We start from the raw sequence: 26,053 nt of genomic DNA, 5'->3' as shown, positions 1-26,053 counted from the left end.
GGCGAACCGTTTTGAACTCGCTCCACCGGGATCATCCGAAGGGCCCGGGGCGGAGGGCGATGTGATGGTCGTTGTGATTCGGATGCAAGTGGGAGCCAAGTGAGACCGGGTACTTCTTCTACCGACTCTGAGACGTCGAAGGAGAACGATGCCCCCCTCCCTGGCCGCTCCCATAGCGCCGATCGCCGCCCATGAACTGCTGGTCTTCCTGCTCCAGGTCGGGATCCTGCTCATGCTGGCGGTGTCCCTCGGACGCCTCGCCGCCCGGTTCGGCATGCCCGCCGTCGTCGGGGAACTGTCCGTCGGCGTGATCCTCGGCCCCTCCCTCCTCGCCTGGGCCGCGCCGGGCGTGTACGGCTGGCTCTTCCCGGCCGTCCCCGAGCAGTACCACCTGCTCGACGCCGTCGGTCAGATCGGCGTGCTGCTGCTGGTCGGCCTGACCGGCATGCACATGGACATGGGGCTGGTCCGCCGCCGCGGCGGCACGGCCGCCGGCGTCAGCATCGGCGGCCTCGTCATCCCGCTGGCGCTGGGCATCGGCGCCGGCTTCGTGCTCCCGAAGGCACTGATCCCCGAAGGCACCGACGTCACGGTCTTCGCCCTGTTCATGGGCGTGGCGATGTGCGTCAGCGCGATCCCGGTCATCGCCAAGACCCTGATGGACATGAACCTGCTGCACCGCAACATCGGCCAGCTCACGCTGACCGCCGGAATGATCGACGACGCCTTCGGCTGGTTCATGCTGTCGATCGTGAGCGCCATGGCGGTCAACGCCGTCTCCACCGCCACGGTGCTGACCTCGTTCGCCTACCTGGTCGCCATCATCGTCTTCGCGCTCACCCTCGGCCGTCCGCTGGTCAGGCACACCCTGCGGCTCGCCGCCCGGTCCGACGAGCCCGGTCCCACCGTCGCCGCCGCGGCCGTCCTCGTGATCCTCGCCGGGGCCGGGACCCACGCCCTGGGTCTCGAGGCGGTCTTCGGGGCGTTCATCTGCGGCATCCTGATCACCACCGCGGGCAAGGTCGACCCGACCAAGCTCGCCCCGCTGCGCACGGTCGTGCTCTCGGGGTTCGCGCCCATCTTCTTCGCCACCGCGGGGCTGCGGATGGACCTGACCGCGCTGGCCAGGCCCGAGGTGCTGCTCGCCGGTCTGGCCATCCTGGCCATCGCGATCATCGGCAAGTTCCTGGGCGCCTACGCCGGGGCGCGGCTGAGCAGGCTCAACCGGTGGGAGGCGCTCGCGCTGGGCGCCGGGCTCAACGCCCGCGGCGTGATCGAGGTCGTGGTCGCCATGGTCGGCCTGCGGCTGGGGATCCTCAGCGTGGAGGCGTACACCATCGTGATCCTCGTGGCGATCGTGACGTCCCTGATGGCGCCGCCGATCCTGCGGCTCGCCATGGCCAAGGTGGAGCAGACCTCCGAGGAGAGGATCCGCGAGGCCGAGCACCAGGCGTGGACCCGGCAGCCGGTGGGCGGTGCCGATCCGATCGTGTGACCCGCCACCGGGGCGTGGTCTCCGACGGCGGCGGGCCGGGTCCCCCCGGCCCGCCGCGTCCCTCGCGTACGACGGACAGGCCCTATCCTTGCGCGGCCACCGGCGGGTAGGTCTGCGCCCACCAGGCGTTCCAGCGGGACTCCAGCCCGGTGAACGCCGCCTCGTCGAGGCCGTACGCGGTGAGCACCATCATGACGGTGCCGCCCGGGTGGGCGGGCGAGGGCGGGTTCTGGCCGGCGACCAGCAGGCCGTCACCCCAGCCCTCGACGGTGAGCCCGACCTGGTTGGCCGAGCGGAACCTGACCTGTCCGCGGAGCGGCTCGCCGGTGGGGCCGGTCACCTCGTACGGGCGCCCGGCGGGCAGGCCTGACACCGCCGCGAGCCCGGCGGCCTCCAGCAGCGGCGTGGTCGCGTCTCCGGAGAGGAAGACCGTGCGCCGGTCGGCGCCGGGATGGCGCTCCAGGGCGAACGCCAGCTGGTTGACGAAGGTGATCCAGCCCTCGGTGATGTCGTCGTAGTAGGCGTCCCACTCCGGATTCCCGCCGCGCGGGGCACGGGTCAGCCGCAGGCGCGTCCGGTCGCCCAGGTCGGTCAGCTCGAAGACGTCGTCGCCCTGGATCTCCAGCCGGTGGTCCTCGGCCGACTCGACGGCACCCTTGAGGTAGATGACGTCGATCTCCTCGTCGAGACCGTCGAAGTGCCAGCCGTGCCAGCGCCGGATCAGGGCGGGGTCGCGCAGGGCGTCCCACACCTCGCCGACGGGCGCGGCGATGGTGACGTCGACGACGAACGGTTCATCGGTCATTCGGATACCTCCGGGTGGGGGATCGGCGGGGCACCGGCCCCGGGGAGAGGGCCGGTCGCCCGCTCCCTGCGGGCCGGGGCGGGGTGGCCCCCGGCGACGAGGCGGTAGGGCCGCCCGCCGGGGGTGTCGAAGCGTTCCGCGACCCTGGCGAGGGCGTCGGCGAGCGCTTCGGTGAAGTCGTGCACGTCGCCGGGCTCGGCGAAGCGCACCTGCGCCTCCAGGGTGAACGTCAGCAGCCGGACGCCCTGCCGGTCGGCGGCGTCGGCCATCCGGGTGACGTCGCGCACGGTGTCCGCGGCCGCCCCGACGAGGTGCTCGGCGGCGTACCGGTCGGCGACGCGGCGGAACTCCGCGTCGGTCTCGGCGGCCACCTCGGCCTCGGCCGCCGCCGCGTCCGCCTCGGTCCCCTCGGTCGCGCCGGTGAGGCCGGTCGTGCCGGTCGCGCCGGTCGTTTCGCCGGCCTCCGCGGCCCCGGTGGCCTCCTCGGGGGAGGTGAGCACGCCGGGATCGACGAGGAACGCCTTGGCGGTCACGCGCATGACGCGCTCGACGAAGCCGCGCCGCGGGCGCTCCTCCACCAGCTCGATGAGCCCGGCCTCCTCCAGCACCTTGAGGTGGTAGCCGACCCGCTGCCGCGGCAGGCCGAGGTCGGCGGCGAGGCGGACCGCCGAGGCGGGCTCGCGCAGGCGGCCGAGGAGACGCCGGCGGATCGGGGTGAGCGCCAGACGCAGGCGGTCGGGCTCGTCCATCAGCGTCATCTCGGTCGCGGCCATGCTGCATCAAAGCATTGGACAAATTAATCTGTCAAATGACGACGCGGGTGCCGCCCCGCACCGTCCGTCACCCCCGGGGCCCGGACGAGGGCGCCGGCACCGCCGTCCGGCCGGGCGTCAGCCCTTCGGTGACGCCGGCTCCGGCTCGCGCTCCGGCACCGGCGCGTCGAGGATCATCAGCCGCGCCACCCCCACCATCCAGACGAGCGTGAAGGCGATCACCGTGGGGTTCTTGGCGGAGACGAGGACGGAGGTCACCGTCTCCCGCGCGTCCTCGGCGACCCACGCGCCGACGGCCAGGTCGGGAAGGATGTCGAAGAGCGTGAACGCGGCCCCCAGGATGAGGAACTGGGCGGCGACGTCCGACCGCCTCCGGGCGGCGAACACCCCGAGGCGCCTCCACCGGCCGTCGCGCGCGAGCGGTCTCAGGGCGGGGTCGTCGACAATGGCCAGCTTGATGATCATGTAGACCAGCAGGACGCGGCTCGCCACGGTGACCAGTTCACCGGCGACGGCGGCGACGTCCGGGAGGTCGCGGCCCCACCGGATGGAGACGAAGCGCTGGAGCGCCGGGATCATGGAGAGCCCGACGATCGGCCCGGCGTGACGGAGATAGAAGCGCGCACCCCAGCGCGCCGCGTCACGGCCGAGCCGTGCCCCGGTAAGAAGAGTCATACCGCTAGATTATTACAGAGCATTGAACTATTCACCACAGTGAAGTAATTGGAGCGAGATGGACGGCGCCGAACTGGGCTGGGAACTGAGCACCGCGGTGGTGATCTTCCATGAGGCGGTCGCGCGGCGGCTGGGGCTCAGCGCGATCGATCACAAGGCCCTGGGGGTCGTCACCAGGAAGGGCCCGCTGCCCGCCGGGGCGCTCGCCGCCGAGCTCGGGTTCGGCGCCAGCGCGATCACCGCCCTGGTCGACCGCCTGGAGCGGGCCGGGTACGTGCGGCGCGTCCCCGACCCGGCCGACCGGCGGCGGGTGCTGGTCACCGCCACCTCCGGGGGCACCCCCGACCTCGGCGCCATCTTCGCCGGCCTCGGCCGCGAGATGGGCGCCTTCCTGGCCGAGTACGACGAGCGCGAGCTGGCCCTGATCCACGACTACGTGACCAGGACCATCGCGGTCCTGAAGGACCAGACCGCCCGCCTGTCCTCGGCCGAGGACTCGTGACGTCCCCCGGGGAATCCGGAGGATCCGGGGGATCCGGGGGGACGTCCCCGGCGCGCGTCGCCGCCTGGCTGCGGGCACGTCCCGCCCGCGCGGGCGGCACCCGCGTCCTGGCCGTCGAGGGACGGTCGGGATCGGGCAAGTCCACCCTCGCCACCGCGGTCGCCGCCGAGCTGGGGGCTCCCGTCGTACGGATGGACGACCTCTACCCCGGCTGGGACGGCCTGCTGGGCGGGGTGGACGCGCTGGTCCGCTGGGTCCTGCGGCCGTTGAGCCTGGACGGTGGCGCGCGGTGGAGGCGCTACGACTGGACGGCGGGCGGCTACGCCGAGTGGCACGAGACACCGGACACCGGGGTCCTCGTCGTCGACGGCACCGGCTCCGGAGCCCTGGCCGCCGCGCCGTATCTGAGCGGCCTGGTGTGGCTGGAGGCACCCGACGAGGTGCGCAGGACCCGCGCGCTGGAGCGGGACGGCGACCTCTACGCCCCGCACTGGGAGCGCTGGGCGGCCCAGGAGGAGAGGTTCCACGCCCGCGACGACGTCCGGGGCCGCGCGGACCTGACGATCGCCACCGGCCGAGCCGCCGAGCCTTGCGTCGCGGTCTCCGCCGGGACGTGCCGTGGTCAGCCGCGCGGGACGGCGGCGATGGCCTCGACCTCGATGAGGAGTCCGGGGGCGGCGAGGGCGGCGACCACGATCAGCGAGTGCGCGGGCCAGTCGCCCTCCGGGAACCACCGGGCGAACACCTCACCCTGCGCGGCCCGCGAGCCCGCCAGGTGCTCCGTACCGGAGAGCATGGTGAACAGCTTGACCAGGTGCTCGGGCCCGGCTCCCGCGGAGCGCAGCAGGCTCTCGATGTTGGCGAAGACCTGCCGGGCCTGGGACTCGGCGTCCGTCCCCGCCAGGGTGCCGTCCTCCATGACGCCGACCTGGCCGGACATGACCAGCAGTTCGTGACCGGCGGGCACGGACGCCAGGTGGCTGTACCGGCCGAGCGGCGCGGCCGGGCCGTCGGGGTTCCAGCGGCGGATCATCGGTTCTCCTCGTCGTCTGCCGGATCGTCTGCCGGCGCGTGCCGCGGGGGCACGGCCGCCGTCCCGGGCGGTCTCCGGGACGGCGTCCGTCCCCCGCCCGAACGGCGGGTCCCCCCGCCCGAACGGCGACACAACCCTAGACCTCGCCCGGCGAAGGCAGGTCCACGGGCGTCCCGATCGTCACGAGCCTCCCGGACCCGCATCCACGTCCCCGCCGGAAGCGTGGATCTCACCGCGCTCCTCGCGAGGCGCCCGCACCGGTGTACGGGTCCGGAAACCGTCTCAGAATTAGTCTCATTAAATGTCTCATTACTCCGGGGGCGGCGACAGGTAGCGGTAGAGCGTGGCGCGGGAGACGCCGAGGGCCGCGGCGATCTCGGCCATGGTGTGCGAGCCGTCCGCGTCCATCCGCCTGGCCCGCTCGACCATCTCCGGGGTCATCGCACCGGGCCTGCCGCTCCTGTGCCGCCGTGTCACCGCGCCGGGAACGGTGGGCACGGTGGGAGCGGTGGGCGTCCCGGACAGGCCGGGCCCCAGCGGTGTCCCGGGCACGCCGGACGTCCCGGCCGCTTCGGCCACGCCGGCCGCCCCGGGAGCCCCGGGCGTCTCGTCGAACAGGCGGCGCACGCCCGCCAGCACCTCCCGGCGGAGCGACTCCGTGGCGGTCTCGGCCAGGAGGATGACCGGATCGCTGAGCATGGCGATGGCCTGCGCCGCCCGTACCCGCTCGCGCAGGTCCGGGTCGTGACCGGAGACGACGCGGTTGGCCTCGGTCATGGCCACCACGAACCGCTGGAACGCCGAGTTCTGCGCGAACAGCGCGACGTCCCGGAGGATCATGCGCAGCGACCCCCGGTGGGCGAGGTAGACGTCCAGCAGGTTCTCCATCAGCGTCCACCGGTCCCGCTCGGGGTCGGGCGGACCGGTCACGACGACCGCCGCCTCCAGGTCCCGCAGGAGCGGTTCGGCGAGCGCGTCCAGGATGTCGGCCTTGGCGGGGAAGTGGTACAGGACCGCCGTCTTGGTGAGGCCCAGCCGTTCGGCGATCTCCCGGACGGAGGTGCGCTGGTAGCCGTTCGCGCCGAACAGCTCGCGCGAGGTCTCCAGGATCCTCTCGCGGGTTCCGGGTTCGTCGTTCATGGCTCCACCGTAGCGCGCTTGCCTAACCGATGGTCAGTGCCTTACGGTCACTCTACTGACCGATGGTCAGTAGAAGCGGAACGTGGAGGACGACATGACGATCAAGAACCGTGACGTGCTGATCTCGGGGGCGAGCGTCGCCGGCCCGACCCTGGCGTACTGGCTGGTCCGCCACGGGTTCCGGCCCGTGGTGGTCGAGCGCGCCGCGGGCCCGCGCGAGGGCGGCTACCCGATCGACGTGATCGACCCGGCGACGGAGGTCGCACGCAGGATGGGGGTCCTGCCGCGCGTGCGGCAGGCCGCCGTGGAGACGAGGGCGCTGTCGTTCGTGGACCGCTCCGGCAGGAGCAGGGCGAGGGTCCCCACCGGGAGTTTCGCCACGCGCGGCGTCGAGCTGCCCCGCGGCGACCTGGTGAGGATCCTGTACGAGGCCACCGCCGACGACGTGGAGTACGTCTTCGGCGACTCCGTCGCCACGCTGGAGCAGGACGGCGACGGGGTGGACGTCACCTTCGAACGGGGCGGAGCCCGCCGCTTCGACCTGGTGATCGGCGCCGACGGCCTGCACTCCCTCACCCGTTCCCTGGCCATCGGCGAGGAGGGGCGTTTCCTGCGCCACCTGGGCCACTACGTCGCCGCCGCGGACGTGAGCAAGGACATGGGCGTGGACGGCGAGGTGGTGCTGTACAACGAGCCGGGCAGGATGGCCGGCGTCTACAGCTACCTCGACCGGGCGACGGCGATCTTCGTCTTCCGTCACCCCGAGCTGGAGGGTGGGGGCCGGCGTGACGCCGCCCTGCACAGGCGGGTGCTGCGCGAGGCGTTCGCCGGTGACGGCTGGCGGGTGCCGGAGCTGCTGGAGCAGGTGACCGCCGCCCCCGACTTCTACTTCGACTCGGTGAGCCAGATCCGGATGGACCGCTGGTCGGCCGGGCGCGTGAGCCTGGCCGGGGACGCCGCCCACTGCCCGGCGCTGCTGTCCGGGCACGGCACGACCCTGGCGATGGTGGGGGCGTACGTGCTGGCCGGTGAGCTGCACGCCGCCGGCGGTGAGCACCGGGCGGCGTTCGCCCGCTACCAGGAGCGGCACCGCCGGGCCGTCGAGCGCGGGCAGGCGAGGGTCGCCGAGGGGGCCGGGCGGCTGGTCCCGGGCAGCGCCTCGGCCATCCGCACCCGCGACCTGCTGAGCCGGTTCTGGATGCTGCCGGCCGTCGCGAGCCGGCTCGGGAGCCTGCTGCCCCGCCGGACCCCCGTGCTCGACGACTACGGATCCGGCGTCCCCGCCGCTCCCCCGGCCGCCCGCCCCTCCTGAACCCTCCCTCACGGAACCGGAACCGAAGCCGGAACCGGAACCGGTGCCGGGCCGGACGAACGTCGGCGGCATCCCGGACCCCGGCGGACCACGGCCCTCGCCGGGGCCGTCGGCGGCCGGAGGGGGACGTACCGGCTCCGACCAGGTCGGATTAGCCGCGCGCCGGTGCGGGGAGGCCTCAGATGACGCCGAACGGGGGACGCGGAGCCGGAGGAGCCCCGGACTCGCACCGGCGTCACCGTTCTCGGCAGGAGAAATCCCATGACTGGACGCGTACCGGCTCCCGGCGACCTCGGCCGCCGGATCGCCAGGCGGCGCGAGGACCTCGGCCTGACCAGGGAGGAACTGGCCCTGCGGGCCGGGATCGACCCCGGGTACCTCGCCTACCTGGAGGAGACCGTGGCCTCACCGAACCCCGGGACCGTGAACCGGGTGGCCACCGCCCTGGACACCCGGCCGGAGGAACTGCTCGGCGGGAACACCGGCCCGCCGTCGAGGTACGACGTCTCGCCCGGGTCCGGCCTGTCGCCGGGACACGGGCCACCGCCGGTGCCCGGCCGCTCGTCCTGGGACGACCCGCCGTCCGGCACAGACGGGCCGTCCGGGGATGATCGGCCGCCCGGAGGCGATCGGTCGTTCGAGGGGGACCGGCCGTCCGGGGACGACCGGCCCTTCGGGAGTGACCGACCTTCCGGGAGTGACCGGCTCGCCGGGAGTGAACGGCTCGCCGGGAGTGAACGGCCCTTCGGAAGTGACCGGCCTTCCCGGTACGGGCGGCCGTCCTCCCCGGCGCGGTCGCAGCGGCTCGACCGGGACGAGTGCCTGCGGCTCATCACCCCTGGCGGGGTGGGACGGATCGCCTTCGAGGGCATCGGCGGACCGGTGATCCAGCCGGTCGACTACGCCCTGCACGGCGATTCGGTGATCTTCCGTACGGCCTGCGGCGACCCGCTGGAGCAGACCCCGCACCTCGACGTCGACGGCGTCGAAGGCGTCGAGACCAAGGTCGCCTTCGAGGTGGACCGGATCGACGACGCCGGCCGCGAGGGCTGGAGCGTGATGGTGCGCGGCGGGGTCGACCAGGTCTCCTCCGAGGAGGACCGGGCGGCCCTGGCGGCGCTGGGCGTACGGCCGTGGACGGACGGCGAGGGGGAGCCGTACCTGCGGATCCTCGCGAACGAGGTCACCGGCCGGCGCATCCGGCGCGGCCCGTGACGGCCGCGCGACCACGAGCCGCGCGACCACGGCACCGGGACCTGCGCGGCACGGTGGTACGGGTCCTGGCGGACGCCGCGGAGCCGGACAGGCTCTCCCCTGCCCGAACGGGAACACCCGGTTCAGGTGGCCGCGCGGCACAGCAGGGCGGCCAGCGCCCGGGTGACGCCCGCCGAGCCGGTACGGCGCTCGATGGCGGCGAACATGGGCGAGGGGTTGCACTCCAGCACCGCGAACGTGCCGTCGTCCCGGCGGCGCACGTCGACGCCGGTGAAGGTCAGCCCGCACGCCCTGGCCGCGCGCACACAGGCGTCGCGCTCCTGCTCGCTCGGCGGCTCCGGGAGCACGGCCCGCTCGGCCCCCCGGAAGTCCAGCTCCTCGGAGACGATCTCGTACGAGGCGGCCACCTCGTCGTCCACCACGTACACGCGCAGGTTGCGGCCGGGCACCTCCTCCTGGAAGAGCACCGGCGCGGTGGCCAGCAGCCGCAGCCGTTCGGGGCGCAGGTCACCGGGGGTGATCCGGCGGCACAGGGCGCCCCCGGCGAGCGGTTTGTAGACGACCAGCCCGGCGGTGGCGCGCGCGAAGCCGGCGACGGCGTCCGGGTCGTTGGTGGCGAGCGTCCGGGGCACCGGTACCGCGGCCTCGCGCAGCCTCCGGAGCTGGTCGAGCTTGAGGAAGTGCTGGCCCAGGGTCTCGGGAGGGTTGACGAGCACCGCGCCGCCGTGCCGCAGCGCGGTGACGAAACCGAACGTGAACGAGCGGCGCTCACGCCCACCGGCGTACGCCGAGCGCTGCTCGCGCTCCCACTCCTCCGGCGTGACTCCGCCCCCGTCGCCCCCGCTGCCCCCGTCGCCCCGGTCTCCCGGGGTGTCCTGGGCGTCCCGGCCGGGCGGCCAGGGGGCGAAGGGCAGCGGGAGCGGCATGGAGCGCAGGTACCAGGCGCGGACCGCGGTGACGTCCACCCCCGGGGCCGAGGGCGTCCCGTCGAGCAGCGAGAGCCTCGACCGTGCCGGGAACCCCGACAGGTCGAGGACGACGGGCTCGGCGCCGCGCTCCCGCAGGGCGGCGGTCACGTTCGCCACCTGCGGGTCTTCCGGCGGGCCGATGATCCCCCAGCGGGTCACGTCCAGGCCCCCTACGCGCCGGCGCGACCCCAGCCGTGGTCGTCGCCCTCCTCACCGAGGGCGTAGGTGGTGGGGCCGTCGTCGCCCTCCTCGCCGATGGCCAGCGTGGTCGGGTCGTCGCCGCCCTCCCAGTAGATGTACGTCAGCGCGGCTCCGGAGCCCCGGCGGGTCTCACCCGCCAGGCTGCCGGGAAGGTCGGTGATGAAGTGCGCGAGCTCTGCCATGGTCTCAGCCTCCGGTCGGCCCTGTCGGGACGTCGTCACTGAGGGTAACCCTATACGCGCGCGGTGTTCGTGTCGCCGCGCGAGGCCGGTCCCCGGCCGGTGCCGCGCCGGCCGGGGACGGATCCACCCGTTCACGTCCCGGGCCTTCCCGGGAGGGTGCTCAGGGGCGGTGCACCTCGAACGCGGAGAGCTGCGCGGCGGGCCAGCCGGTGTTGCCGGTGACGGTCAGCCGCACGTACCTGACGGCCGCCGCCGGGAACGTGACGGTCACGGTGTTGCCGGTGGCCGGGTCGAAGACGTGGCCCCGTGAGCCCGCCAGGGTGGTGAACGACGTGCCGTCGGCGGAGCCGAGCACCGACAGGGTCTGGGTGCGCCTGGACCAGGCGGCGGCAGGCGGCACCCTCAGCACCACGCGCCCGGCCTGGGCCTGCGCGCACAGGTCGACGGTGATGGACTGCGGGAAGGCGTGGTTGACGCTCTCCCAGTAGGTGGACGCGTCACCGTCGACGGCGTTGGCCGCCACGTAGTTCTGCGTGACGCCGCTCGCCACGACCGGCCTTCCCCTGGCCATGTCACCGGTGTTCGGGGAGCAGCCGGCCGGGGGCCCGGTCGTCGCGGTCACCGTGCCGGAGGGCGGCGAGGTGTTCCGCGCGGCGTCCCTGGCGACGACGTAGAAGGAGTAGGCGGTGGACGGGGTGAGGCCGGTGACGGTGAACGACGTGCCGGTGGTGCTCCCCACCAGCGGGTCGACCGCGCCGGCCTCGCGGTGGACGTCGTAGCCGGTCACCCCGACGTCGTCGGTGGAGGCGGTCCAGCCCACGGTCACGCTGGTGGACGAGGCCGGGACGGCCCGCGCGGCACCCGGCGCCGTGGGGGGACGCGTGTCGCCCTGGCCACCGGCCCTGCGGGTCTCGAACTCCGTCGCCCAGTACTTCGTCCGGTCCAGGTACGCGGTCTCCGCGGCGGCCCCGGTCCTGCCGTAGGCGCCCTCGTAGGTCTGGTAGCCGAACCCGGCCGGCGGGGTGGAGTCGGCCGGTTCGATGGAGCTGCCCTCGTGCCACTCGTTGAACGAGGTGACCGAGACCCAGGTGGGCAGGCCGCCCTTGGCCGGGTCCAGGGCGTTGGACCACTCCAGGTCGTAGGTGGCGCCGTTCGCGCGGCCGAGGGTCGGGGTGGTGTTGCCGGGCACCGCGCGGTCGTCGATGTAGCCGGGGGCCACCGAAGGCGCCCAGATCAGGTTGTTGCGCCTGGCGTACGCGCTCGCGTCGGCCCAGCCGGGCGCGGTGGTGCCGGCGATCCCGTCGTAGGTGTACATGCCGGAGAAGTGCGCGATCTTCGAGGTGTCGGTGGTCTGGGCGAGCACGATGTTGTCCGCGGTGACCTGGTCGAGCGCCGACCAGTCGGTGATGCGCAGGCTCTCGAACACGTAGAACGCGGCCCGGCCGCCGTGCTCGGCCGAGCGGTAGAAGGCGGGGTGGGAGCCGTAGCGGTCGTTGATGTAGCGGATGTCCGCCACGGTGGAGGCCGCGGTGCGCCCGCCGTAGGGCTCCAGGTGCCAGGCGACCTTGATGCCGTGGCGCGCGGCCGCGTCCAGCACGCCCTGGGCGATGCGGTCCTCGGGGCCGCCGACACCCCACCAGCTGTAGACGATGACGCCGACCCCGGCCTGCTTGATCCACTGCATGTGCCGGGTGACGGCTCCGGCGTGGTCCGCGGAGTCGTAGGCGCCCAGGGTGGGGTAGAGGTCGGCGCCGATGTCGTCCGGCGGGGTGTGGCCGCCCTGTTCCCAGTGCCGCCAGCCCCCGCTCACCTGGGGATTGCCGTACCAGGGGTAGTAGAACAGGTGGACGTTGGAGGACTGTTCGGGGACGGCCGCGCCGCGGGCCTGCGGTGGCGCCTGGGCGCCGGTCCAGCACAGGGCGGCCAGCAGGATCGCCAGCACGGTCATGGCACGGCCGCCGAGGCGGTGCGGCCGGGTGGGGGATCGGTCGGATGTCGTCATCGGCTGACCCTTCGTCACGCCGGGCCGGATCGCCGCGGGACGCGCCGTCACCGCGATCCGGCCTGATGGGGGGTGGGGGTGCCGCCGGTCACCTGGAGATCAACGGGCGGCGCTGCTGACACCATAGGATGACAAACAGATGTCTGCAATGTTTCTACTTATTTGTGCAAAATATATATTCGCATCGTGTCGGTGCGGACGCGGCGGATCAGGCACCGGACCGGCCGGACCCGGGCACGGGAGGGGTACGCGGTGATCCCCCTGTGGTTTTCCGCAGGGTGGAGGGAGGGATCTCGCAATGGCCCGGGTCCGGGGGCGGTCCCTACGGTCGGGTGATGCCCGAACTCGACATCACCGGCGGCCCGGTGTTCCGGCGCCTCGCCGCCGCTCTCCCGGCGGCCTGCGTCCTCGCCCTGGCGGCCGTCCCGCCCGCCGCCCTCTCCTCATCCCCGTCCCCGTCCCCGTTCCGGGCCCCGTCCGGCTCCCAGCTCGGGGCTCCCCCGGTCTCCCCGGGCACGGAATCCCTCCTGCCGGCATCAAGGATCGCGGCCGGGGCCGGGCGTGAGATCGACCCCGCGGCCGTCGACCGGTTCGTGAACGCCTACCGCGAGGCCACCGGCCTGCCCGGGGTCGCGGTCGCCGTCACCCGGGGCGCGAAGGTCGTGCACGTCGCCGGTTACGGCCGCACCGCCTCCGGCGAACCGGTCACCGGACGGACGCCGATGGCCGTCGCCTCGCTCAGCAAGTCCTTCACCGCGCTCGCGGTCATGCAGCTCGTGGAGGAGGGAAGGGTCGGGCTCGACGCGCCGGTGCGCGAGGCGCTCCCGGAGTTCACGATGGCCGACCCCCGGGCGGCGCGCATCACCGTCCGGCAGCTGCTGGACCAGACGTCGGGGATGGCCACGTCGGCCTTCCGCGAGAGGAGCCTGCCCCAGCCGCGTTCCCTGCGCGAGGCGGTCGCGCGCCTGCGCGGGGCACGACTGGCCGCCGACCCCGGCACGCGGTGGAGCTACCACAACACCAACTTCCAGGTCGCGGCGCGGCTGGTCGAGGTGGTGGCCGGGGTGCCCTTCGCCGACCGCCTGCGGACCCACGTGTTCGGCCCGCTCGGCATGCGCGACAGCCGCACGATCGACACCGAACGGGACCTGCCGCCGACCGCGCGCGGGCACCTGCACCTGCTCGGCGTCCCGATCGCCCTCGCCGAACCGCACGGGTTCGGCAACGGCTCGGGCGGCGTGATCAGCAGCGCGGGCGACATGGCGCGATGGATGATCATGCAGGCCGGTGAGGGCACCGGTCCCGGCGGTGTCCGCGTCGTCTCCGCCGCGGGCGTGGCCGAGATGCGCACCCCGTCCCGGATCAAGCGCTCGTACGCGCTGGGCTGGGCGCTCGGCACGACCGGGAGCGGTGCGCCGGTCGTGGAGCACGACGGCGACCTGTCCACCGCCACGGCCCGGCAGACGCTGCTGCTGCGCTCCGGCCACGGCATCGTGGTGATGGCCAACACCGGAACCGCCTACGACGACAGCGGCGCGATCGCGGACGCGCTGGTCGCCATGGCCGAGGGGAGGGAGCCCGAACCGCCGCCCTCCCCCTCGCCGTTCCTGCTCGTCGACGCCGTGTTCGCGCTCGCCGCCGCGCTGACGCTCGCGCTCGCCGGGCGGGGGCTGGTCCGCTCGCGCCGCTGGTCGGCACGGCGCGCCGGACGGCCGGGGTGGCGGACGGCAGCCCGGCTGCTGCCGTACGCGGCGCCGGGGGTGCTCTGCCTGACGATCACCGATGTGTTCCGGGTGCTGTCCCGAGGGGGCGACGCCACCTGGGCGCACGTGGCCTACCTCTACTTCTCGTTCGTGATCTGGCTCCTCCTGGCCGCCGTGGCCTGCGCGCTGCTGCTCCTGGCCCGCCTGCGGCACCTGGTCCTGGCAGGCGCGGGTCAGGCATCGAGGTAGCGCAGCACGGCCAGCACGCGCCGGCTGTAGCCGGGGACGCGGACGAGCCCGAGCTTGTCGAAGATCGCGTTGACGTGTTTCTCCACCGCGCTCTGCGAGACGTGCAGGCGCTCGGCGATCGCGGCGTTGACCAGGCCCTGGGCCAGGTGCTCCAGCACCTGGGTCTCCCGCGGGGTGAGCCTGCCGAGCGGGTCGGCGCGCGTGGTGCGGGCCAGCAGCCGCCTGACCACCTCCGGATCGAACACCGTCCCGCCCGCGCCGACCCGCTCCAGCGACTCCAGGAACTCCCCCACCTCGGTGACCCGGTCCTTGAGCAGGTACCCCAGTCCCTCCGGTGCCCCGGTGAGCAGCCGGGAGGCGTAGGTCGTCTCGACGTACTGCGAGAGCACGAGCACGCCGACGTCCGGCAGGCGCTCCCGGATCGTCAGCGAGGCCCGCAGCCCCTCACCGGCCTGGCCCGGCGGCATGCGCACGTCCACGATCGCCACGTCGGGACGGTGCTCGTCCACGGCCTCCAGCAGCGCCGCCGCGTCGCCCACCGCCGCCACGACCACGTGGCCGGCCTCCTCCAGCAGGCGGACCAGGCCCTCCCGGAACAGCACGGAATCGTCGGCGAGGACCAGTCGCATGGGGGCTCCGGAGGTGGGTGCGGGTGCCGGCGGGGGAACCCGGCGGGCGGACACGAGGGGACACGAGGGGACGCGGGCCGGAAGAGGCCGGACGGGTCCCGGGCGGGGCGGCGGGGGCTCACCGGGGCTCACCGGGACGCATCGGTCCCCCGGGGCGGTGCCGGGCGCCCTCCGAGGGGCAGGACGGCCGTGATCATGGTCGGGCCGCCCGGCGGGCTGTGCACCGCGAACGTGCCGTCCAGGGCCAGCACCCGCCGCTCCAGCCCGGACAGGCCGCTCCCGGCGGGGTCCGCCCCGCCCTGGCCGTCGTCGGAGATCTCCACGGTGACGGCGTGCCCGTCCTCGTCCAGGACCACCAGGACGCCCGTGGCGGCGGCGTGCTTTGCGGCGTTGGAGATGGCCTCGCGGACCACGAAGTAGACGGCGGTCTCGATCTCGGAGACGGGACGTTCGACCAGGCCGTAGCGGACGGTCACCGGCAGGCCCGCCTGTTCCGCCACCCCGGTGAGCGCGGCGCGCAGGCCCAGCTCGTCCAGGGCCGAGGGGTAGATCCGCCAGGCGACGCCGCGCAGCTCCTCCAGGAGGCGGCGCGACTCGGCGTGGGCCTGTTCCACCAGCCCGGCGACCACGGCCGGGTCGGTGCCGTGCCGTGCGCGGCCCAGCAGCATGCCCAGGGCCACGCCCCGCTGCTGGACGCCGTCGTGCAGGTCGCGCTCGATGCGCCGCCGCTCGTCGTCGACGGCCCGCACGATGCCGCTGCGGGAGGCGGTCAGCTCCGCGATGCGGCGACGCATCGCCTCCCGCTCCCCGGGACCGGCGAGACAGCTGGCCAGCCGCCGCTCCGCGGTCACCGTCACCGCACCCCACAGCGCGGACGCTCCCAGCAGGACCAGCCCGTGGGCGGTGCCCAGCGGCCCGCTGTCGACCGTCAGGCGCACGCCGGGATACCGAAGCGGGACCGGGTACGAGGTGCCGGAGAGCAGCCCCTCGACACCACCGGTCAGGAACAGCAGGCCGACGAAGAGGCCGGTGAACGTCAGGTAGCTCGCGAGCGTGCCGAACGTCGCCCGCAGCGCGAGGTAGCGGTACCCGTTCGCGGCCGGCACCTCGCCGGTGTCGTGGTCGAACCACGCCGCCAGCCGGGCCCGTTCCAGCGCGACCAGCCGCGCCGCCCCGGCCGCCGCGAGCCGCCGGGCGGTACGACGGCCCGCGGGCCACGTCCCCGGGACCGCCAGCAGCACGCCCGCGACGCACAGGAAGCCGAGCTCGGCGACACCCGTCACCCCGCCCGCGGCCAGGCCGACGAGGCGCCGGGCGGCCCGCGCGACGGGTGCCCCGGCCCGTCCGGACCGGCGCGGCGGTCGCGGCGGGGCGGTCGTCGTCGGCGTGATCGGCATGGTCGGCATCGGATGAATTGTATTGACCCCTCCCCGGCCCCCGGAGGATCCCACGGAGCGGCCGTACGGACGCGGCCGGCAGGGCCGGTGCCGTGACGGGTGACGCTCACCGGAGCAGGTGATGAAGCCCAAGCAAGTGATGAAAATGCAAAAAACAGTCAAAGGCGCGAAAATGGCCGAAAGATGCCGCAATTGCGAATTGCGTTGACCGATTACTGGAGATTAGTCATATTTGCGCAATGACGAAACCACGTACGCTCGCGGGAGCGATGCTCGCAGCCGTTCTGCTGACCAGCTCCGTCGCCGCCCCCGCCACCGCCACGTCCCAGGAGACCGTCGCCGTCTCCTCGGCCGAGGCCGCCGCGCGACCGGGTAACGGAAAGATCCTCTACGACCGCATCAGCGGCGGGCCGGGCAGGCTGAAGATCAAGAACGGCAACAGCAGGGACGCCGTCGTCACGCTGGTCCGCGGCAGGTCCAAGGCGATCAGCATCTACGTCCGCGCGCGGTCCACCGCCTCCGTCAGGGACGTCAGGGACGGCACCTACACGATCTTCTTCACCTCCGGCTACCGGTTCAGCACCTCCCGGGGCAGGTTCGCCGGCGCTCCCTCTTACCAGCGCTTCACCCAGAAGCTGAGGTTCAGCACGACCGCGACCAGCTCGACCGTCTGGACCCTGACCATCAACCCCGTCAGGAACGGCAACGCCCGGACGACCGGCGTCAACCCCAGGGACTTCCCGGCCTGATCCGGCGGGCCCGGCGGATCCGGTTCCCCCTCCCCACGTCCCACCGACCACGGGCGGCGCCCGCGGCGTCCCGCAGGAGCCGTGGGCGGCCCCGACTCGTCGGCGGTGGAACGGAATAGCCCTGTCCTGGGCGGGAACACACATGTGCGGCGGAGGCTCTCCGGAGCGGCGAAGGCCACGACGGCGAGCCAGGCGCCGCAGCATCCCGTCGCGGGACGTACCTTGAACTGCACGGGTTGTTGTATCTGACCGGACCTGGGGAAGGTGTGAACGCCATGGAAGCCGCCACCGTGGAGGGCACCGTCGACGAAGAGGAACTCGTCCTGACGGACGACGACGAGGTACCCGCCGCCCTGGAGTCGAGCGTCGGCGCCAGCACCGACCCGGTCAAGGACTACCTCAAGCAGATCGGCAGGATCCCCCTGCTCAACGCCGAGCAGGAGGTCGAGCTCGCCCGCCGGATCGAGGCCGGGCTGTTCGCCACCGAGCGGCTCAACGAGGCCGACCGGCTCCAGCCGGACGTCCGCGCGGAGCTCGAATGGCTCGCCGAGGACGGCCACCGGGCCAAGAACCACCTGCTGGAGGCCAACCTCCGCCTGGTGGTGTCGCTGGCCAAGCGCCACACCGGCCGCGGCATGCTCTTCCTGGACCTGATCCAGGAGGGCAACCTGGGCCTGATCCGCGCGGTCGAGAAGTTCGACTACACCAAGGGCTTCAAGTTCTCCACGTACGCCACCTGGTGGATCAAGCAGGCGATCACCCGTGCGCTCGCCGACCAGGCGCGGACCATCCGCATCCCGGTCCACATGGTCGAAGTGATCAACAAGCTGGCCCGCGTGCACCGGCAGATGACCACCGACCTGGGCCGCGAGCCCACCCCCGAGGAGCTCGCGGTCGAGCTGGAGATGACCCCGGAGCGGGTCGTGGAGGTGCAGGGGTACGGGCGTGAGCCGATCTCCCTGCACAGCCCCCTGGGCACCGAGGGCGACAGCGAGTTCGGCGATCTCATCGAGGACTCCGAGGCGATCACCCCCGAGGACGCGGTGGCCGCCGCGCTGCTGCAGGAGCAGCTGCACACGATCCTGGAGGCCCTCTCCGAGCGTGAGGCCGGGGTGGTGGCGATGCGGTTCGGGCTCGGCGACGGCCGCCCCAAGACCCTCGAGGAGATCGGCCGCGCCTACGGGGTGACCCGCGAGCGCATCCGGCAGATCGAGTCCAAGACCATGACGAAGCTGCGCCACCCCTCCCGCTCCCGCGCGCTGCGCGACTACCTGACCTGATCCCTCCCGCGGACCGCGTGCAACCGGACGGGCCGGACGGCCCGAAACATCGGGCAAGGGCCGGAGGATCACACAGGGACGTGATCTTCCGGCCGCCTGCCCCTCCCCGTCCTGCCGCAGGCGATCAGGCGCCCTGACGGTCCACCTGGAGGGCCAGCCGCTCCAGGCTGTCGCCGAGCGCCCGGTCGACGGCCTCGGCCGGCGGAGCGTGATCCTCGTCGAAGAACGACAGGTGGATCGTCACCTCGCTCTCGTTCTCCCCGCTGTCGGCCACCTGGAGCCATCCGGCGTACCGGCCGTTGTCGCGGGTGCCCCACTCCATCCGGAGCTGGTCGCGTTCGGCGCGCAGCAGCGCGCGGGCGTCCGTCCCGGTGGAGTCCTCGTGCACGGTCACCGCGGGCGGCTGCTCCCCGGCGTGCACGTGCAGGTCCCGCGGGAGCCAGTCGTCGAGGCCGTCCAGGTCCTCCGCCCGGTCGAACACCACCCCCGGCGGCGCCGCGATCCTGCGGGAACGCTCGTGTTCACTCATGCCTACTCCTTCAGCGTGGAGACCCCCTGACCGCGTCCCGTGCGGGTCGTCGGCCGGTCGTCGTCCCCGGTCGAGGACGTTGATCGACGACTTACCCCTCACCGCCGGGTCCATCCACGAAATCCGAGGTCGAGCCGGGCCCGGCCGGGCACGCGGCCGGGACGGCGTGCCGGTCCGGCTTCGGACGGCGCGGAGCCGGGGAGGAACCCGGTGGCATCCGGCGTCGTTGTGCCTGAAGGTGCGCCGAGATCGCGTGCGGGACGCCGGGCGCGCCGCGTCGTGTCCCGTTCCCGGCCCGACGACCTCCGCGAACGTATCGAAACGGAATGAGACATGCACGTCCCTCAGGATTCCGAGCCCACGGCGACACCCTCGCCGGCCCAGGGCCCGCCCCCGGAGCCGGCCCCCTGGTTCGTGGCGGCTCCGTCCGGTACCCGCTACGACCGGCTGGCCCGCACCCCCCTGCACGCCTGGTGGCGGCCCGTGCTGGGCACGCTCGCGGGCCTGCTCGGCGTCATGCTGGTCATACTCGCCGTGGTCCTCGGCGGCACGCTGGTCGCCGCGCTCACCGGTGCCGGGATCTCCGGGTCGGGCGAGCGGATGTTCGAGGACCCGGTCCTCGAACTGGGCGTCAACCTGTTCGCCATCGCCGCCACCCTGCCCGTCGTGTACGGGATCGCCGCGTGGATCCAGCGCCGGCCGCCCGGCACCCTGTCCTCGGTCGTCGGCCGCCTGCGGTGGCGGTGGATGGCGTGGTGCGCGGCGGTGGCCACCGCCTCCGTGGTGCTGGGCCAGGGCACGGTCGCCCTCACCTACCTGGTGACCGGCGAGGACCTGGGTGAGCTGTTCGGCTGGGTCGGCTGGGAGCGCTTCCTGCCCGCCCTGATCGTCACCGTACTCCTGGTGCCGTTCCAGGCCGCCGCCGAGGAGTACGTCTTCCGGGGCTGGCTGCTCCAGGCGTTCGGCGCCTTCCTGGCCAACCCCTGGCCGGGCATCCTGCTGAGCGCCGCCGGTTTCACCGCGGTGCACGCCTACATCGACTGGGGCATCCTCGACGTCTTCGCGTTCGGCGCCCTGATGGGCTGGCTGGCGGTGCGGACCGGTGGCCTGGAGGCCGCCATCGCGCTGCACGTGGCCAACAACGTGCTGGCGTTCGGGGTGAGCGGGGCCGACGGGTCCCTCGACGAGGCGCTGAAGCAGGGGTCGGTGCCCTGGCAGAGCCTGACGGGGACGGTGGTCCAGCTCGGCCTGTACGCGGTCGTGGTGGTGATCATGGCCAGGAGGCGGAGGATCGAGACGCTCTCCCCCTGACGTCCCGGCTTCCGGGCCGTCGTCCCCTCGCGCCGCGGGGGCGGTGGGTGCCGTCGGCACCCACCGCCCCCGTGGTCATCGGTCGTCCGGTACGCGCGCCCGCTCGGTGCGGGCGCCGTCCGGTCGTGCGCGCTCGATCAGTACTTGCGGTCGGCCAGGACCGCCTTGGCCTGCTCGGGCGTGAAGGTGGTCTCCTCGGTGAGCACCCGCTGCGGGATCTGCTCGCCCTTGACGGCCTTCTTGACCAGGTCCATCAGTTGCGGGCCGAGGAGGGGGCTGCACTCCGCGATGAAGCTGATCTTCCCGTCGGCCAGGGCCTGCATGCCGTCCTTGACCGCGTCGATCGTGATGATCTTGATGTCGGTGCCCGGCTTGAGTCCCGCGCCCTCGATCGCCTCGATGGCACCCAGACCCATGTCGTCGTTGTGCGCGAACAGCACGTCGATGTCCTTGTGCGCCTTGAGGAAGGCCTCCATGACCTCCTTGCCCTTGGCGCGGGTGAAGTCACCGGTCTGCGAAGCGATGATCTTGAACTTGGGGTCGGCCGCGATGGCCTCGCCGAAGCCCTTCTTGCGGTCGTTCGCGGGCGCCGAGCCCGTGGTGCCCTGGAGCTCGACGATGTTGACCGGGTCGGACTTGCCCTCGTACTCCTTGACCAGCCACTCGCCGGACTTCTTGCCCTCGACGACGAAGTCGGAGCCGATGAAGCTCTTGTAGAGCGAGGTGTCGCTGGAGTCGACCGCCCTGTCGGTCAGGATGACCGGGATGTTGGCGTCCTTGACCTCCTTCAGGACGGTGTCCCAGCCCGACTCGACCACCGGCGAGAAGGCGATCACGTCGACCTTCTGCTGGATGAACGAGCGGATGGCCTTGATCTGGTTCTCCTGCTTCTGCTGGGCGTCGGAGAACTTCAGGTCGATGCCCGCCGCCGCGGCCGCCTCCTGGACGGACTTGGTGTTGGCGGTACGCCAGCCGCTCTCCGCGCCGACCTGCGAGAAGCCGAGCGTGATCTTGTCGGACCCGCCGCCCTGGGCGGTCGCGCCGGTCGTGCCGGTGTCCCCGCCGCCCGAGCCGCAGGCGGTGAGCACGACGGCCATGAGTCCCGCGGCCAGTACCGCGGGCAGTTTCTTGAACATGAACCTTCTCCTGATAGTGAGGTGAGGAGTTTTCTCGAAGAGGAAGTCGCCTCCCGGAGACCGTCCGGGACCGGCGGGGAAGGGGGGATCGGCGCGGAGGGAACGGACGCCGATCGGGTGGTACGGGAGCGTCAGTGCGGGGCGGGGCCGCTGCTCTCCCTGACCACCAGTTCGGGTTCCACGATGCGCGGGCCTCCTTCCTCTGCGCCCTGGATACGGTCGATCAGCAGCCGGAAGGCGTGCCGTCCGACCTCTCCGAAGTCCTGCCTGACCGTCGTCAGCGGCGGCCAGAAGTAGGCGGCCTCGGGCACGTCGTCGAAGCCGACCACGCTGACGTCCTCGGGGACGCGCCGGCCCGCCTCGCGCAGGGCCCGCAGCACCCCCAGGGTCATCTGGTCGTTGGCCGCGAACACGGCCGTGACCGAGGGGTCCTCGGCCAGCCGCCTGCCGAGCCGGTAGCCGGAGTGCGCGCTCCAGTCACCGGCCGCCACCTCGGGCACCGGCCGTCCCTCGGCCTCCAGCACCGACCGCCACCCCTCGACCCGTCCCCTGGCGTCGATCCAGTCGGGAGGGCCGGACAGGTGCCAGACGGTCTCGTGCCCGAGGCTCAGCAGGTGCCGGGTGGCCCGTACGGCGCCGCCGCGCTGGTCGACCATGACCACCGGGACGGGGATGTCGTCCCCGGCGTCCACCGCGACCAGCGGCAGGCCGGACGAGAGGTGGCGCAGGCCGTCGGCGGCCGACTCGTGCGGGGCCAGGACGACGATGCCGTCGACCGACTGCGCGTGCAGCCGCTCCACCCCCTCCGCGATCGACCTGCGGTTCAGGGCGCCGAGGCTGGCGATGTTGACCACGTAGTCGTTCTGCCGGGCCGCCTGCTCGATCGCGTAGAGCGTGGAGGCGGGCCCGTACAGGGTGGTGTCGAAGCTGACCACACCGAGGACTCCCGAGCGGCCCGTGACGAGCTGGCGCGCCGCCGGGTTGGGCCGGTAGCCGAGCTCGTTCACCGCCGCCATGACACGCGCCCGGGTCTCGGGGCGCACCCTGTCGGGAGCGTTCAGCGCCCGGGACACCGTCATGGCGGAGACCCCGGCCAGCTCGGCGACGTCGTCCAGCACCGCCGGTCTGGTCCTCGCCTTGCCGTTGTCGGCACTGGGTGTCATGGGGGTCCTCGTCATGTTTCGCTGGGGTTACCAGAGTGTTTGCGATAACACCGACCATGTCAATACCGACGAAGTCACCTTTTCTCCGGTTTTGCCAGGAAGGCGGAATCACCCCTTCCAGCCGGAGTTCTTCCCGAATCGTGATGTACGGGCCCCTTGACGCGCCTGCTGGTAGCGCTAACAATCGGAGCCGCGACCCGGCCGTCAAATCCTCACGTACGCATGCCCTTGACGCGCGCGCGGCCTCCCCGGGCGGGCGCGCCGTCACCCCTGGGCGATCACTCGGCGATCACTGGACGACCACACCGCACCGCCGCACGCGCCCGCGGAGACGGTCCGGCGGAAACGGCCCGGTGATCACGGACCGGCCGGTCCCGCGCCGATCCATCCCGCCCGGATCGGCGCGGGGCCGGTCACCGCAGGCCGTCCAGGAGCGTCCGGGCGAGCCCCGCGGCGAACTCGTCGACCGGCAGGGCGGCCGAGCCGAGGGGCGGGCGGCCCGAGGCGAAGGAGTGCAGGAACGCGCGCTGGAAGCAGGCCCCGAGGAACAGCGCCGCCGCCGCGGCCGGGTCGGCGTCGGAGCGCAGCCGCCCGGCCGCGCGCTGCTCGCGCAGGTAGGCGGTGAGCGCGTCGAGCGGCCGGTGCGGGCCGTTGCCGAGCCTGTCCATCTCCTCCCCGTGCCGTCGCAGCAGGGCCGGGTCGGAGAACAGGGAGGCGGCGATCGGGAAGCTGGAGGCGTAGAACGCCACGGCGTGCCGGGCGACCTCCACCAGCGTCTCCTCGACGTCGCGGCCGTCCAGGCCGCCGCTCTCCAGATCGGCCACGAGCGGGCCGAACGGGGGCAGGCGTTCCTGCAGGACGAGCACGAACAGCTCCTCCTTGCTCTCGAAGTGCTTGTAGAGGGCGGCCTCCGAACACCCCGCGGCGCGGGCGATCTCCTTGGTGGTCGTACGGGCCAGGCCGATGGTCCGCATCAGGTGCTCGGCGGCGTCCAGGATGCGGACCCGGGTCGGCTTCATGCTGGGCGCTCCCCCGGGTTGACGAACGGTGAGTGTTCACCCACCCTAATGGTTAGTGAGTACTCACCAACCACATGGAGGCGTCATGAAGCTGACCGTCTGCGGAGCGACCGGGGGCACCGGCCAGGAGGTGGTCCGGCAGGCGCTGGAGGCCGGGCACGAGGTGACGGCGGTGGTGCGCGACCCCGCCCGGCTGCCGGGCGACCTCGCCGGCGCGCGGGTCGTCACGGCCGACGTCACCGACCCGCGGTCGCTCCGCCCGGCGATCGAGGGACGGGACGCCGTGCTCTCCGGCCTGGGCGCGCGCAGCCGCGGGCAGGCCAAGGCCGGTGTGGCCGCCCCGGTCACCCGCGGGATCCTGGCCGCCATGGCCGGGTGCGGGGTGCGCCGCCTCGTCGTGGTGAGCGCCGCCCCCCTCGGCGTCTCGCCCCCGGGTGAGCCCTTCCTCGACCGGCGGATCCTCACCCCCCTGGTGCGGGCCGTCCTGAGCCCGGTCTACGACGACCTGAGGGCGATGGAGCGGGCGATCGCCGAGAGCGACACCGACTGGACGGTCCTGCGGCCGCCCCGCCTGTTGAACGGGCCGGTGACCGGGAGGTACCGGCTGGCGGTGGGCGCCGGCGTCCGCGCCGGCCGCACGATCGCCCGCGCCGACCTGGCCCACGCGATGCTCGCCGTGCTGGACGACCCGGCCACGATCAAGCGGACGGTCGGCATCGCCTACTGAGCCCGTCCCGTCCCGCCCCGTCCCGTCCCGGACACTCCCTGACGTGCGAGAAGGCGCCGGGCGGACCGGTGGCGGGCCGGGCGGCGCGTCGTTTGCACCCTGCCCGTCAGGGCACGCACCCGGGTATGACCATGCAGTCCTATTGGATGGAATCAGCCCCCGGAGTGCCCTATCCGGTCCTCGACCGTGACCTTCAGGTGGACGTCGCCGTGGTCGGCGGAGGGATCGCCGGCCTGAGCACGGCCTGGGAACTCGCCCGCGCCGGCCGGTCGGTGGCCGTCCTCGAGGCCGGTCGGATCGCGGCCGGGGTCACCGGCAACACCACCGCCAAGCTGTCGGCCCTGCACACCCTGATCTACGCCGACCTCGCCTCATCGGCCGGGCCGGAGGCCGCGGCCCTCTACGCCCGCTCGCAGCGGGAGGCGATCGCGCATCTCATCGCCACCGCCACCGAACTCGGCGTCGACTGCGACATCGAACGGGTGCCCTCGCTCACCTACGTCGAGTCGGCCGACGGGGTCGGCAAGCTCAAGGCGGAGGCCGAGGCCGCCGAGCAGGCCGGGCTGCCGGCCTCGTTCGTGACCGAGAGCTCGCTGCCCTTCCCGATCGCCGGCGCGGTGCGGGTGGAGGACCAGGCCCAGTTCCATCCGCGCGCCTACCTGCTCGCGCTGGCGGAGGCCATGACCGGGATCGGCGCGCTCGTCTTCGAGGGGACGCGCGTGGTGGGCCTGAAGGAGGGCACGCCCTGCCGCCTCACCACGTCCGAGGGACTGACCGTCACGGCGACGGACGTGGTGGTGGCCACCCACTACCCGATCTTCGACCGCTCCCTGCTGTTCACCCGGATGGAGCCGCACCGCGAGCTGGTCGTCGCCGCCGCGATCCCGGCCGGCCAGGACCCCGGCGGCATGTTCATCACCACCGAGCAGAGCACACGCTCGGTCCGCACCGCCCCGTACGAGGACGGGCAGCGCCTGCTGATCGTCACCGGCGAGTCGTTCCTCCCCGGGTCCGGCAACGTCGGCGACCGGCTGGAACGGCTGCGCTCGTGGACGATCGAACGGTTCCCCGGGGCCCGCCCCACGCACTGGTGGGCGGCCCAGGACAACGACACCACCGACGGCGTTCCCTTCGTCGGCCCGCTGCACCCCGGCGCCAAGCACGCCTACGTCGCCACCGGCTTCGGCGGCTGGGGCATGAGCAACGGCGTCATGTCGGGGCTGCTGCTGAGCACGCTGATCACCGGCGGTTCGTCACCCTGGGCGGGGTTGTACGACCCGCGCCGGCTGCGCCCGGTACGCGAGGCCGGGCCCGCGCTCAAGATGCAGGCCACCGTGGCCAGGCACTTCGTCGGCGACCGCCTGTCCACCGCGGGCACGGGCGCCCAGGACGCGATCGACCTGCTCCCCGGCGAGGGGACCGTGGTCAAGAAGGGCGGCAAGCGCTGCGCCGTCTACCGTGACGAGACCGGGACCCTGCACGCTGTGTCCGCCATCTGCACCCACATGGGCTGTGTGGTCGGCTTCAACGAGGCCGAACGCTCCTGGGAGTGCCCCTGCCACGGCTCGCGCTTCGGCGTGGACGGCGTCGTCCTGCAGGGTCCCGCGGTGGCCCCGCTGGAGAAGGTGGACCTCGCCTCCGGGGACGACGACACGTCCGGATGAGCCCGCCGGAACCGCCGCTGACAACGATGTTTGCTCATCGTGAAGAGGGTAAGGGGCTGTTCGCACGACGCGGGGATCCCGTCCTCCGGAACGAGAACCACCGGGACGGAATCACCGGACACATGACAGAAAAACAAAGAACTGAGCTTGTACGCCCGCCTTGAGCGTTTCCCGGCTGAAGCGCGGAAGGCTCC

The 26,053-nt window shown here is 73.0% G+C and carries 23 protein-coding genes and 1 pseudogene; 10 read left to right on the top strand and 14 right to left on the bottom strand.

Features of this window, described 5'->3' with window-relative positions:
- The first annotated feature begins 148 nt into the window (after positions 1 to 148).
- Entirely contained in the window at positions 149 to 1,495 is a 1,347-nt protein-coding gene (locus tag ABD832_RS19255) for a cation:proton antiporter (protein ID WP_344897035.1), read from the top strand.
- 82 nt (positions 1,496 to 1,577) lie between these two features.
- On the opposite strand, the gene ABD832_RS19250 is transcribed toward ABD832_RS19255, so the two are convergent.
- The 3 genes from ABD832_RS19250 to ABD832_RS19240 form a co-directional block, all read right to left on the bottom strand.
- Positions 1,578 to 2,300, bottom strand: a complete 723-nt coding sequence (locus tag ABD832_RS19250; protein ID WP_344897032.1) for an SRPBCC family protein — start codon at positions 2,298 to 2,300, stop codon at positions 1,578 to 1,580.
- Positions 2,297 to 3,073 (bottom strand): helix-turn-helix domain-containing protein, encoded by a 777-nt coding sequence (locus ABD832_RS19245; protein ID WP_344897029.1) that lies wholly within the window; start codon positions 3,071 to 3,073, stop codon positions 2,297 to 2,299. Before ABD832_RS19245 ends, ABD832_RS19250 begins: the two co-directional genes overlap by 4 nt.
- Before the next feature lie 117 nt (positions 3,074 to 3,190).
- Complete coding sequence (locus ABD832_RS19240; protein ID WP_344897026.1) at positions 3,191 to 3,748, bottom strand: hypothetical protein; 558 nt, start codon at positions 3,746 to 3,748, stop codon at positions 3,191 to 3,193.
- 58 nt (positions 3,749 to 3,806) lie between these two features.
- On the opposite strand from ABD832_RS19240, the gene ABD832_RS19235 reads away from it, so the two are divergent.
- Positions 3,807 to 4,250 carry a MarR family winged helix-turn-helix transcriptional regulator gene (locus ABD832_RS19235; protein WP_344897023.1) on the top strand — a complete coding sequence of 148 codons (444 nt, stop codon included), beginning with the start codon at positions 3,807 to 3,809 and terminating at the stop codon, positions 4,248 to 4,250.
- Positions 4,251 to 4,872: 622 nt separating this feature from the next.
- Here ABD832_RS19235 and ABD832_RS19230 read toward each other — a convergent pair.
- The gene (locus tag ABD832_RS19230) at positions 4,873 to 5,190 is read right to left on the bottom strand and encodes a RidA family protein (protein WP_344897806.1); all 318 of its coding nucleotides are present in this window, start codon (positions 5,188 to 5,190) and stop codon (positions 4,873 to 4,875) included.
- Positions 5,191 to 5,592: 402 nt separating this feature from the next.
- Entirely contained in the window at positions 5,593 to 6,423 is an 831-nt protein-coding gene (locus tag ABD832_RS19225; RefSeq protein WP_344897020.1) for a TetR family transcriptional regulator, read from the bottom strand.
- Between the two features lie 94 nt (positions 6,424 to 6,517).
- Here ABD832_RS19225 and ABD832_RS19220 point away from each other — a divergent pair, with 94 nt between their 5' ends.
- Together ABD832_RS19220 and ABD832_RS19215 are read left to right on the top strand one after the other, a co-directional pair.
- A complete protein-coding gene (locus ABD832_RS19220; protein WP_344897017.1) occupies positions 6,518 to 7,735 on the top strand; it encodes an FAD-dependent monooxygenase in 1,218 nt (405 codons plus the stop codon).
- A 261-nt stretch (positions 7,736 to 7,996) separates the two neighbouring features.
- Positions 7,997 to 8,950, top strand: a complete 954-nt coding sequence (locus ABD832_RS19215; RefSeq protein ID WP_344897014.1) for a pyridoxamine 5'-phosphate oxidase family protein — start codon at positions 7,997 to 7,999, stop codon at positions 8,948 to 8,950.
- A gap of 122 nt (positions 8,951 to 9,072) precedes the next feature.
- Here the strand turns inward: ABD832_RS19215 and ABD832_RS19210 are convergent, their stop codons facing one another.
- From ABD832_RS19210 to ABD832_RS19200, 3 genes are all read right to left on the bottom strand, one after another.
- On the bottom strand, positions 9,073 to 10,077 hold the full coding sequence (locus tag ABD832_RS19210) for an ATP-grasp domain-containing protein (protein ID WP_344897011.1): 1,005 nt from the start codon (positions 10,075 to 10,077) through the stop codon (positions 9,073 to 9,075).
- A gap of 11 nt (positions 10,078 to 10,088) precedes the next feature.
- A complete protein-coding gene (locus ABD832_RS19205; RefSeq protein WP_344897008.1) occupies positions 10,089 to 10,301 on the bottom strand; it encodes a hypothetical protein in 213 nt (70 codons plus the stop codon).
- A gap of 160 nt (positions 10,302 to 10,461) precedes the next feature.
- The gene (locus ABD832_RS19200; RefSeq protein WP_344897005.1) at positions 10,462 to 12,303 is read right to left on the bottom strand and encodes a discoidin domain-containing protein; all 1,842 of its coding nucleotides are present in this window, start codon (positions 12,301 to 12,303) and stop codon (positions 10,462 to 10,464) included.
- A gap of 335 nt (positions 12,304 to 12,638) precedes the next feature.
- Between ABD832_RS19200 and ABD832_RS19195 the strand changes: the two genes are divergently transcribed.
- Positions 12,639 to 14,255 carry a serine hydrolase domain-containing protein gene (locus ABD832_RS19195; RefSeq protein ID WP_344897002.1) on the top strand — a complete coding sequence of 539 codons (1,617 nt, stop codon included), beginning with the start codon at positions 12,639 to 12,641 and terminating at the stop codon, positions 14,253 to 14,255.
- On the opposite strand, the gene ABD832_RS19190 is transcribed toward ABD832_RS19195, so the two are convergent.
- On the bottom strand, positions 14,240 to 14,884 hold the full coding sequence (locus ABD832_RS19190; RefSeq protein ID WP_344896999.1) for a response regulator transcription factor: 645 nt from the start codon (positions 14,882 to 14,884) through the stop codon (positions 14,240 to 14,242). The genes ABD832_RS19195 and ABD832_RS19190 overlap by 16 nt on opposite strands.
- A 128-nt stretch (positions 14,885 to 15,012) precedes the next feature.
- Positions 15,013 to 16,290 (bottom strand): sensor histidine kinase, encoded by a 1,278-nt coding sequence (locus tag ABD832_RS19185; RefSeq protein ID WP_344896996.1) that lies wholly within the window; start codon positions 16,288 to 16,290, stop codon positions 15,013 to 15,015.
- Positions 16,291 to 16,520: 230 nt separating this feature from the next.
- Here ABD832_RS19185 and ABD832_RS19180 point away from each other — a divergent pair, with 230 nt between their 5' ends.
- Together ABD832_RS19180 and ABD832_RS19175 are read left to right on the top strand one after the other, a co-directional pair.
- The gene (locus ABD832_RS19180) at positions 16,521 to 17,030 is read left to right on the top strand and encodes a hypothetical protein (protein WP_344896993.1); all 510 of its coding nucleotides are present in this window, start codon (positions 16,521 to 16,523) and stop codon (positions 17,028 to 17,030) included.
- 311 nt (positions 17,031 to 17,341) lie between these two features.
- Positions 17,342 to 18,310 (top strand): annotated as a pseudogene (locus tag ABD832_RS19175) (RNA polymerase sigma factor); the annotation flags it as partial.
- A gap of 124 nt (positions 18,311 to 18,434) precedes the next feature.
- Here the strand turns inward: ABD832_RS19175 and ABD832_RS19170 are convergent.
- Positions 18,435 to 18,839 carry an SRPBCC family protein gene (locus ABD832_RS19170; protein WP_344896990.1) on the bottom strand — a complete coding sequence of 135 codons (405 nt, stop codon included), beginning with the start codon at positions 18,837 to 18,839 and terminating at the stop codon, positions 18,435 to 18,437.
- Between the two features lie 333 nt (positions 18,840 to 19,172).
- Between ABD832_RS19170 and ABD832_RS19165 the strand changes: the two genes are divergently transcribed.
- The gene (locus ABD832_RS19165; protein ID WP_344896987.1) at positions 19,173 to 20,150 is read left to right on the top strand and encodes a CPBP family intramembrane glutamic endopeptidase; all 978 of its coding nucleotides are present in this window, start codon (positions 19,173 to 19,175) and stop codon (positions 20,148 to 20,150) included.
- Between the two features lie 137 nt (positions 20,151 to 20,287).
- Here the strand turns inward: ABD832_RS19165 and ABD832_RS19160 are convergent, their stop codons facing one another.
- From ABD832_RS19160 to ABD832_RS19150, 3 genes are all read right to left on the bottom strand, one after another.
- Positions 20,288 to 21,286 carry an ABC transporter substrate-binding protein gene (locus tag ABD832_RS19160; protein ID WP_344896984.1) on the bottom strand — a complete coding sequence of 333 codons (999 nt, stop codon included), beginning with the start codon at positions 21,284 to 21,286 and terminating at the stop codon, positions 20,288 to 20,290.
- Positions 21,287 to 21,417: 131 nt separating this feature from the next.
- Complete coding sequence (locus tag ABD832_RS19155) at positions 21,418 to 22,449, bottom strand: LacI family DNA-binding transcriptional regulator (protein WP_344896981.1); 1,032 nt, start codon at positions 22,447 to 22,449, stop codon at positions 21,418 to 21,420.
- A 413-nt stretch (positions 22,450 to 22,862) separates the two neighbouring features.
- Positions 22,863 to 23,468, bottom strand: a complete 606-nt coding sequence (locus ABD832_RS19150; protein ID WP_344896978.1) for a TetR/AcrR family transcriptional regulator — start codon at positions 23,466 to 23,468, stop codon at positions 22,863 to 22,865.
- 85 nt (positions 23,469 to 23,553) lie between these two features.
- Here ABD832_RS19150 and ABD832_RS19145 point away from each other — a divergent pair, with 85 nt between their 5' ends.
- Positions 23,554 to 24,195 (top strand): NAD(P)-dependent oxidoreductase, encoded by a 642-nt coding sequence (locus ABD832_RS19145; RefSeq protein ID WP_344896975.1) that lies wholly within the window; start codon positions 23,554 to 23,556, stop codon positions 24,193 to 24,195.
- A 146-nt stretch (positions 24,196 to 24,341) separates the two neighbouring features.
- Positions 24,342 to 25,859, top strand: a complete 1,518-nt coding sequence (locus tag ABD832_RS19140) for an FAD-dependent oxidoreductase (protein WP_344896971.1) — start codon at positions 24,342 to 24,344, stop codon at positions 25,857 to 25,859.
- Positions 25,860 to 26,053: the final 194 nt, after the last annotated feature.

Origin of the sequence: Streptosporangium longisporum (assembly GCF_039534895.1) — a bacterium.
GTDB lineage: Bacteria > Actinomycetota > Actinomycetes > Streptosporangiales > Streptosporangiaceae > Streptosporangium > Streptosporangium longisporum.
Note: the sequence above shows the minus strand (reverse complement) of the source record. Positions and strands in the feature narration are given on the sequence as shown.

Bases quoted from the DNA above. Each gene is read 5' to 3' on its own strand.
- ABD832_RS19215 (WP_344897014.1), top strand. From the start codon at position 7,997: ATGACTGGACGCGTACCGGCTCCCGGCGACCTCGGCCGCCGGATCGCC.
- ABD832_RS19205 (WP_344897008.1), bottom strand. From the start codon at position 10,301: ATGGCAGAGCTCGCGCACTTCATCACCGACCTTCCCGGCAGCCTGGCG.
- ABD832_RS19220 (WP_344897017.1), top strand. From the start codon at position 6,518: ATGACGATCAAGAACCGTGACGTGCTGATCTCGGGGGCGAGCGTCGCC.
- ABD832_RS19250 (WP_344897032.1), bottom strand. From the start codon at position 2,300: ATGACCGATGAACCGTTCGTCGTCGACGTCACCATCGCCGCGCCCGTC.
- ABD832_RS19200 (WP_344897005.1), bottom strand. From the start codon at position 12,303: ATGACGACATCCGACCGATCCCCCACCCGGCCGCACCGCCTCGGCGGC.
- ABD832_RS19160 (WP_344896984.1), bottom strand. From the start codon at position 21,286: ATGTTCAAGAAACTGCCCGCGGTACTGGCCGCGGGACTCATGGCCGTC.
- ABD832_RS19245 (WP_344897029.1), bottom strand. From the start codon at position 3,073: ATGGCCGCGACCGAGATGACGCTGATGGACGAGCCCGACCGCCTGCGT.
- ABD832_RS19170 (WP_344896990.1), bottom strand. From the start codon at position 18,839: ATGAGTGAACACGAGCGTTCCCGCAGGATCGCGGCGCCGCCGGGGGTG.
- ABD832_RS19140 (WP_344896971.1), top strand. From the start codon at position 24,342: ATGGAATCAGCCCCCGGAGTGCCCTATCCGGTCCTCGACCGTGACCTT.
- ABD832_RS19225 (WP_344897020.1), bottom strand. From the start codon at position 6,423: ATGAACGACGAACCCGGAACCCGCGAGAGGATCCTGGAGACCTCGCGC.
- ABD832_RS19240 (WP_344897026.1), bottom strand. From the start codon at position 3,748: ATGACTCTTCTTACCGGGGCACGGCTCGGCCGTGACGCGGCGCGCTGG.
- ABD832_RS19230 (WP_344897806.1), bottom strand. From the start codon at position 5,190: ATGTCCGGCCAGGTCGGCGTCATGGAGGACGGCACCCTGGCGGGGACG.
- ABD832_RS19145 (WP_344896975.1), top strand. From the start codon at position 23,554: ATGAAGCTGACCGTCTGCGGAGCGACCGGGGGCACCGGCCAGGAGGTG.
- ABD832_RS19185 (WP_344896996.1), bottom strand. From the start codon at position 16,290: ATGCCGACCATGCCGATCACGCCGACGACGACCGCCCCGCCGCGACCG.
- ABD832_RS19150 (WP_344896978.1), bottom strand. From the start codon at position 23,468: ATGAAGCCGACCCGGGTCCGCATCCTGGACGCCGCCGAGCACCTGATG.
- ABD832_RS19195 (WP_344897002.1), top strand. From the start codon at position 12,639: ATGCCCGAACTCGACATCACCGGCGGCCCGGTGTTCCGGCGCCTCGCC.
- ABD832_RS19180 (WP_344896993.1), top strand. From the start codon at position 16,521: ATGACGAAACCACGTACGCTCGCGGGAGCGATGCTCGCAGCCGTTCTG.
- ABD832_RS19235 (WP_344897023.1), top strand. From the start codon at position 3,807: ATGGACGGCGCCGAACTGGGCTGGGAACTGAGCACCGCGGTGGTGATC.
- ABD832_RS19190 (WP_344896999.1), bottom strand. From the start codon at position 14,884: ATGCGACTGGTCCTCGCCGACGATTCCGTGCTGTTCCGGGAGGGCCTG.
- ABD832_RS19155 (WP_344896981.1), bottom strand. From the start codon at position 22,449: ATGACACCCAGTGCCGACAACGGCAAGGCGAGGACCAGACCGGCGGTG.
- ABD832_RS19165 (WP_344896987.1), top strand. From the start codon at position 19,173: ATGCACGTCCCTCAGGATTCCGAGCCCACGGCGACACCCTCGCCGGCC.
- ABD832_RS19255 (WP_344897035.1), top strand. From the start codon at position 149: ATGCCCCCCTCCCTGGCCGCTCCCATAGCGCCGATCGCCGCCCATGAA.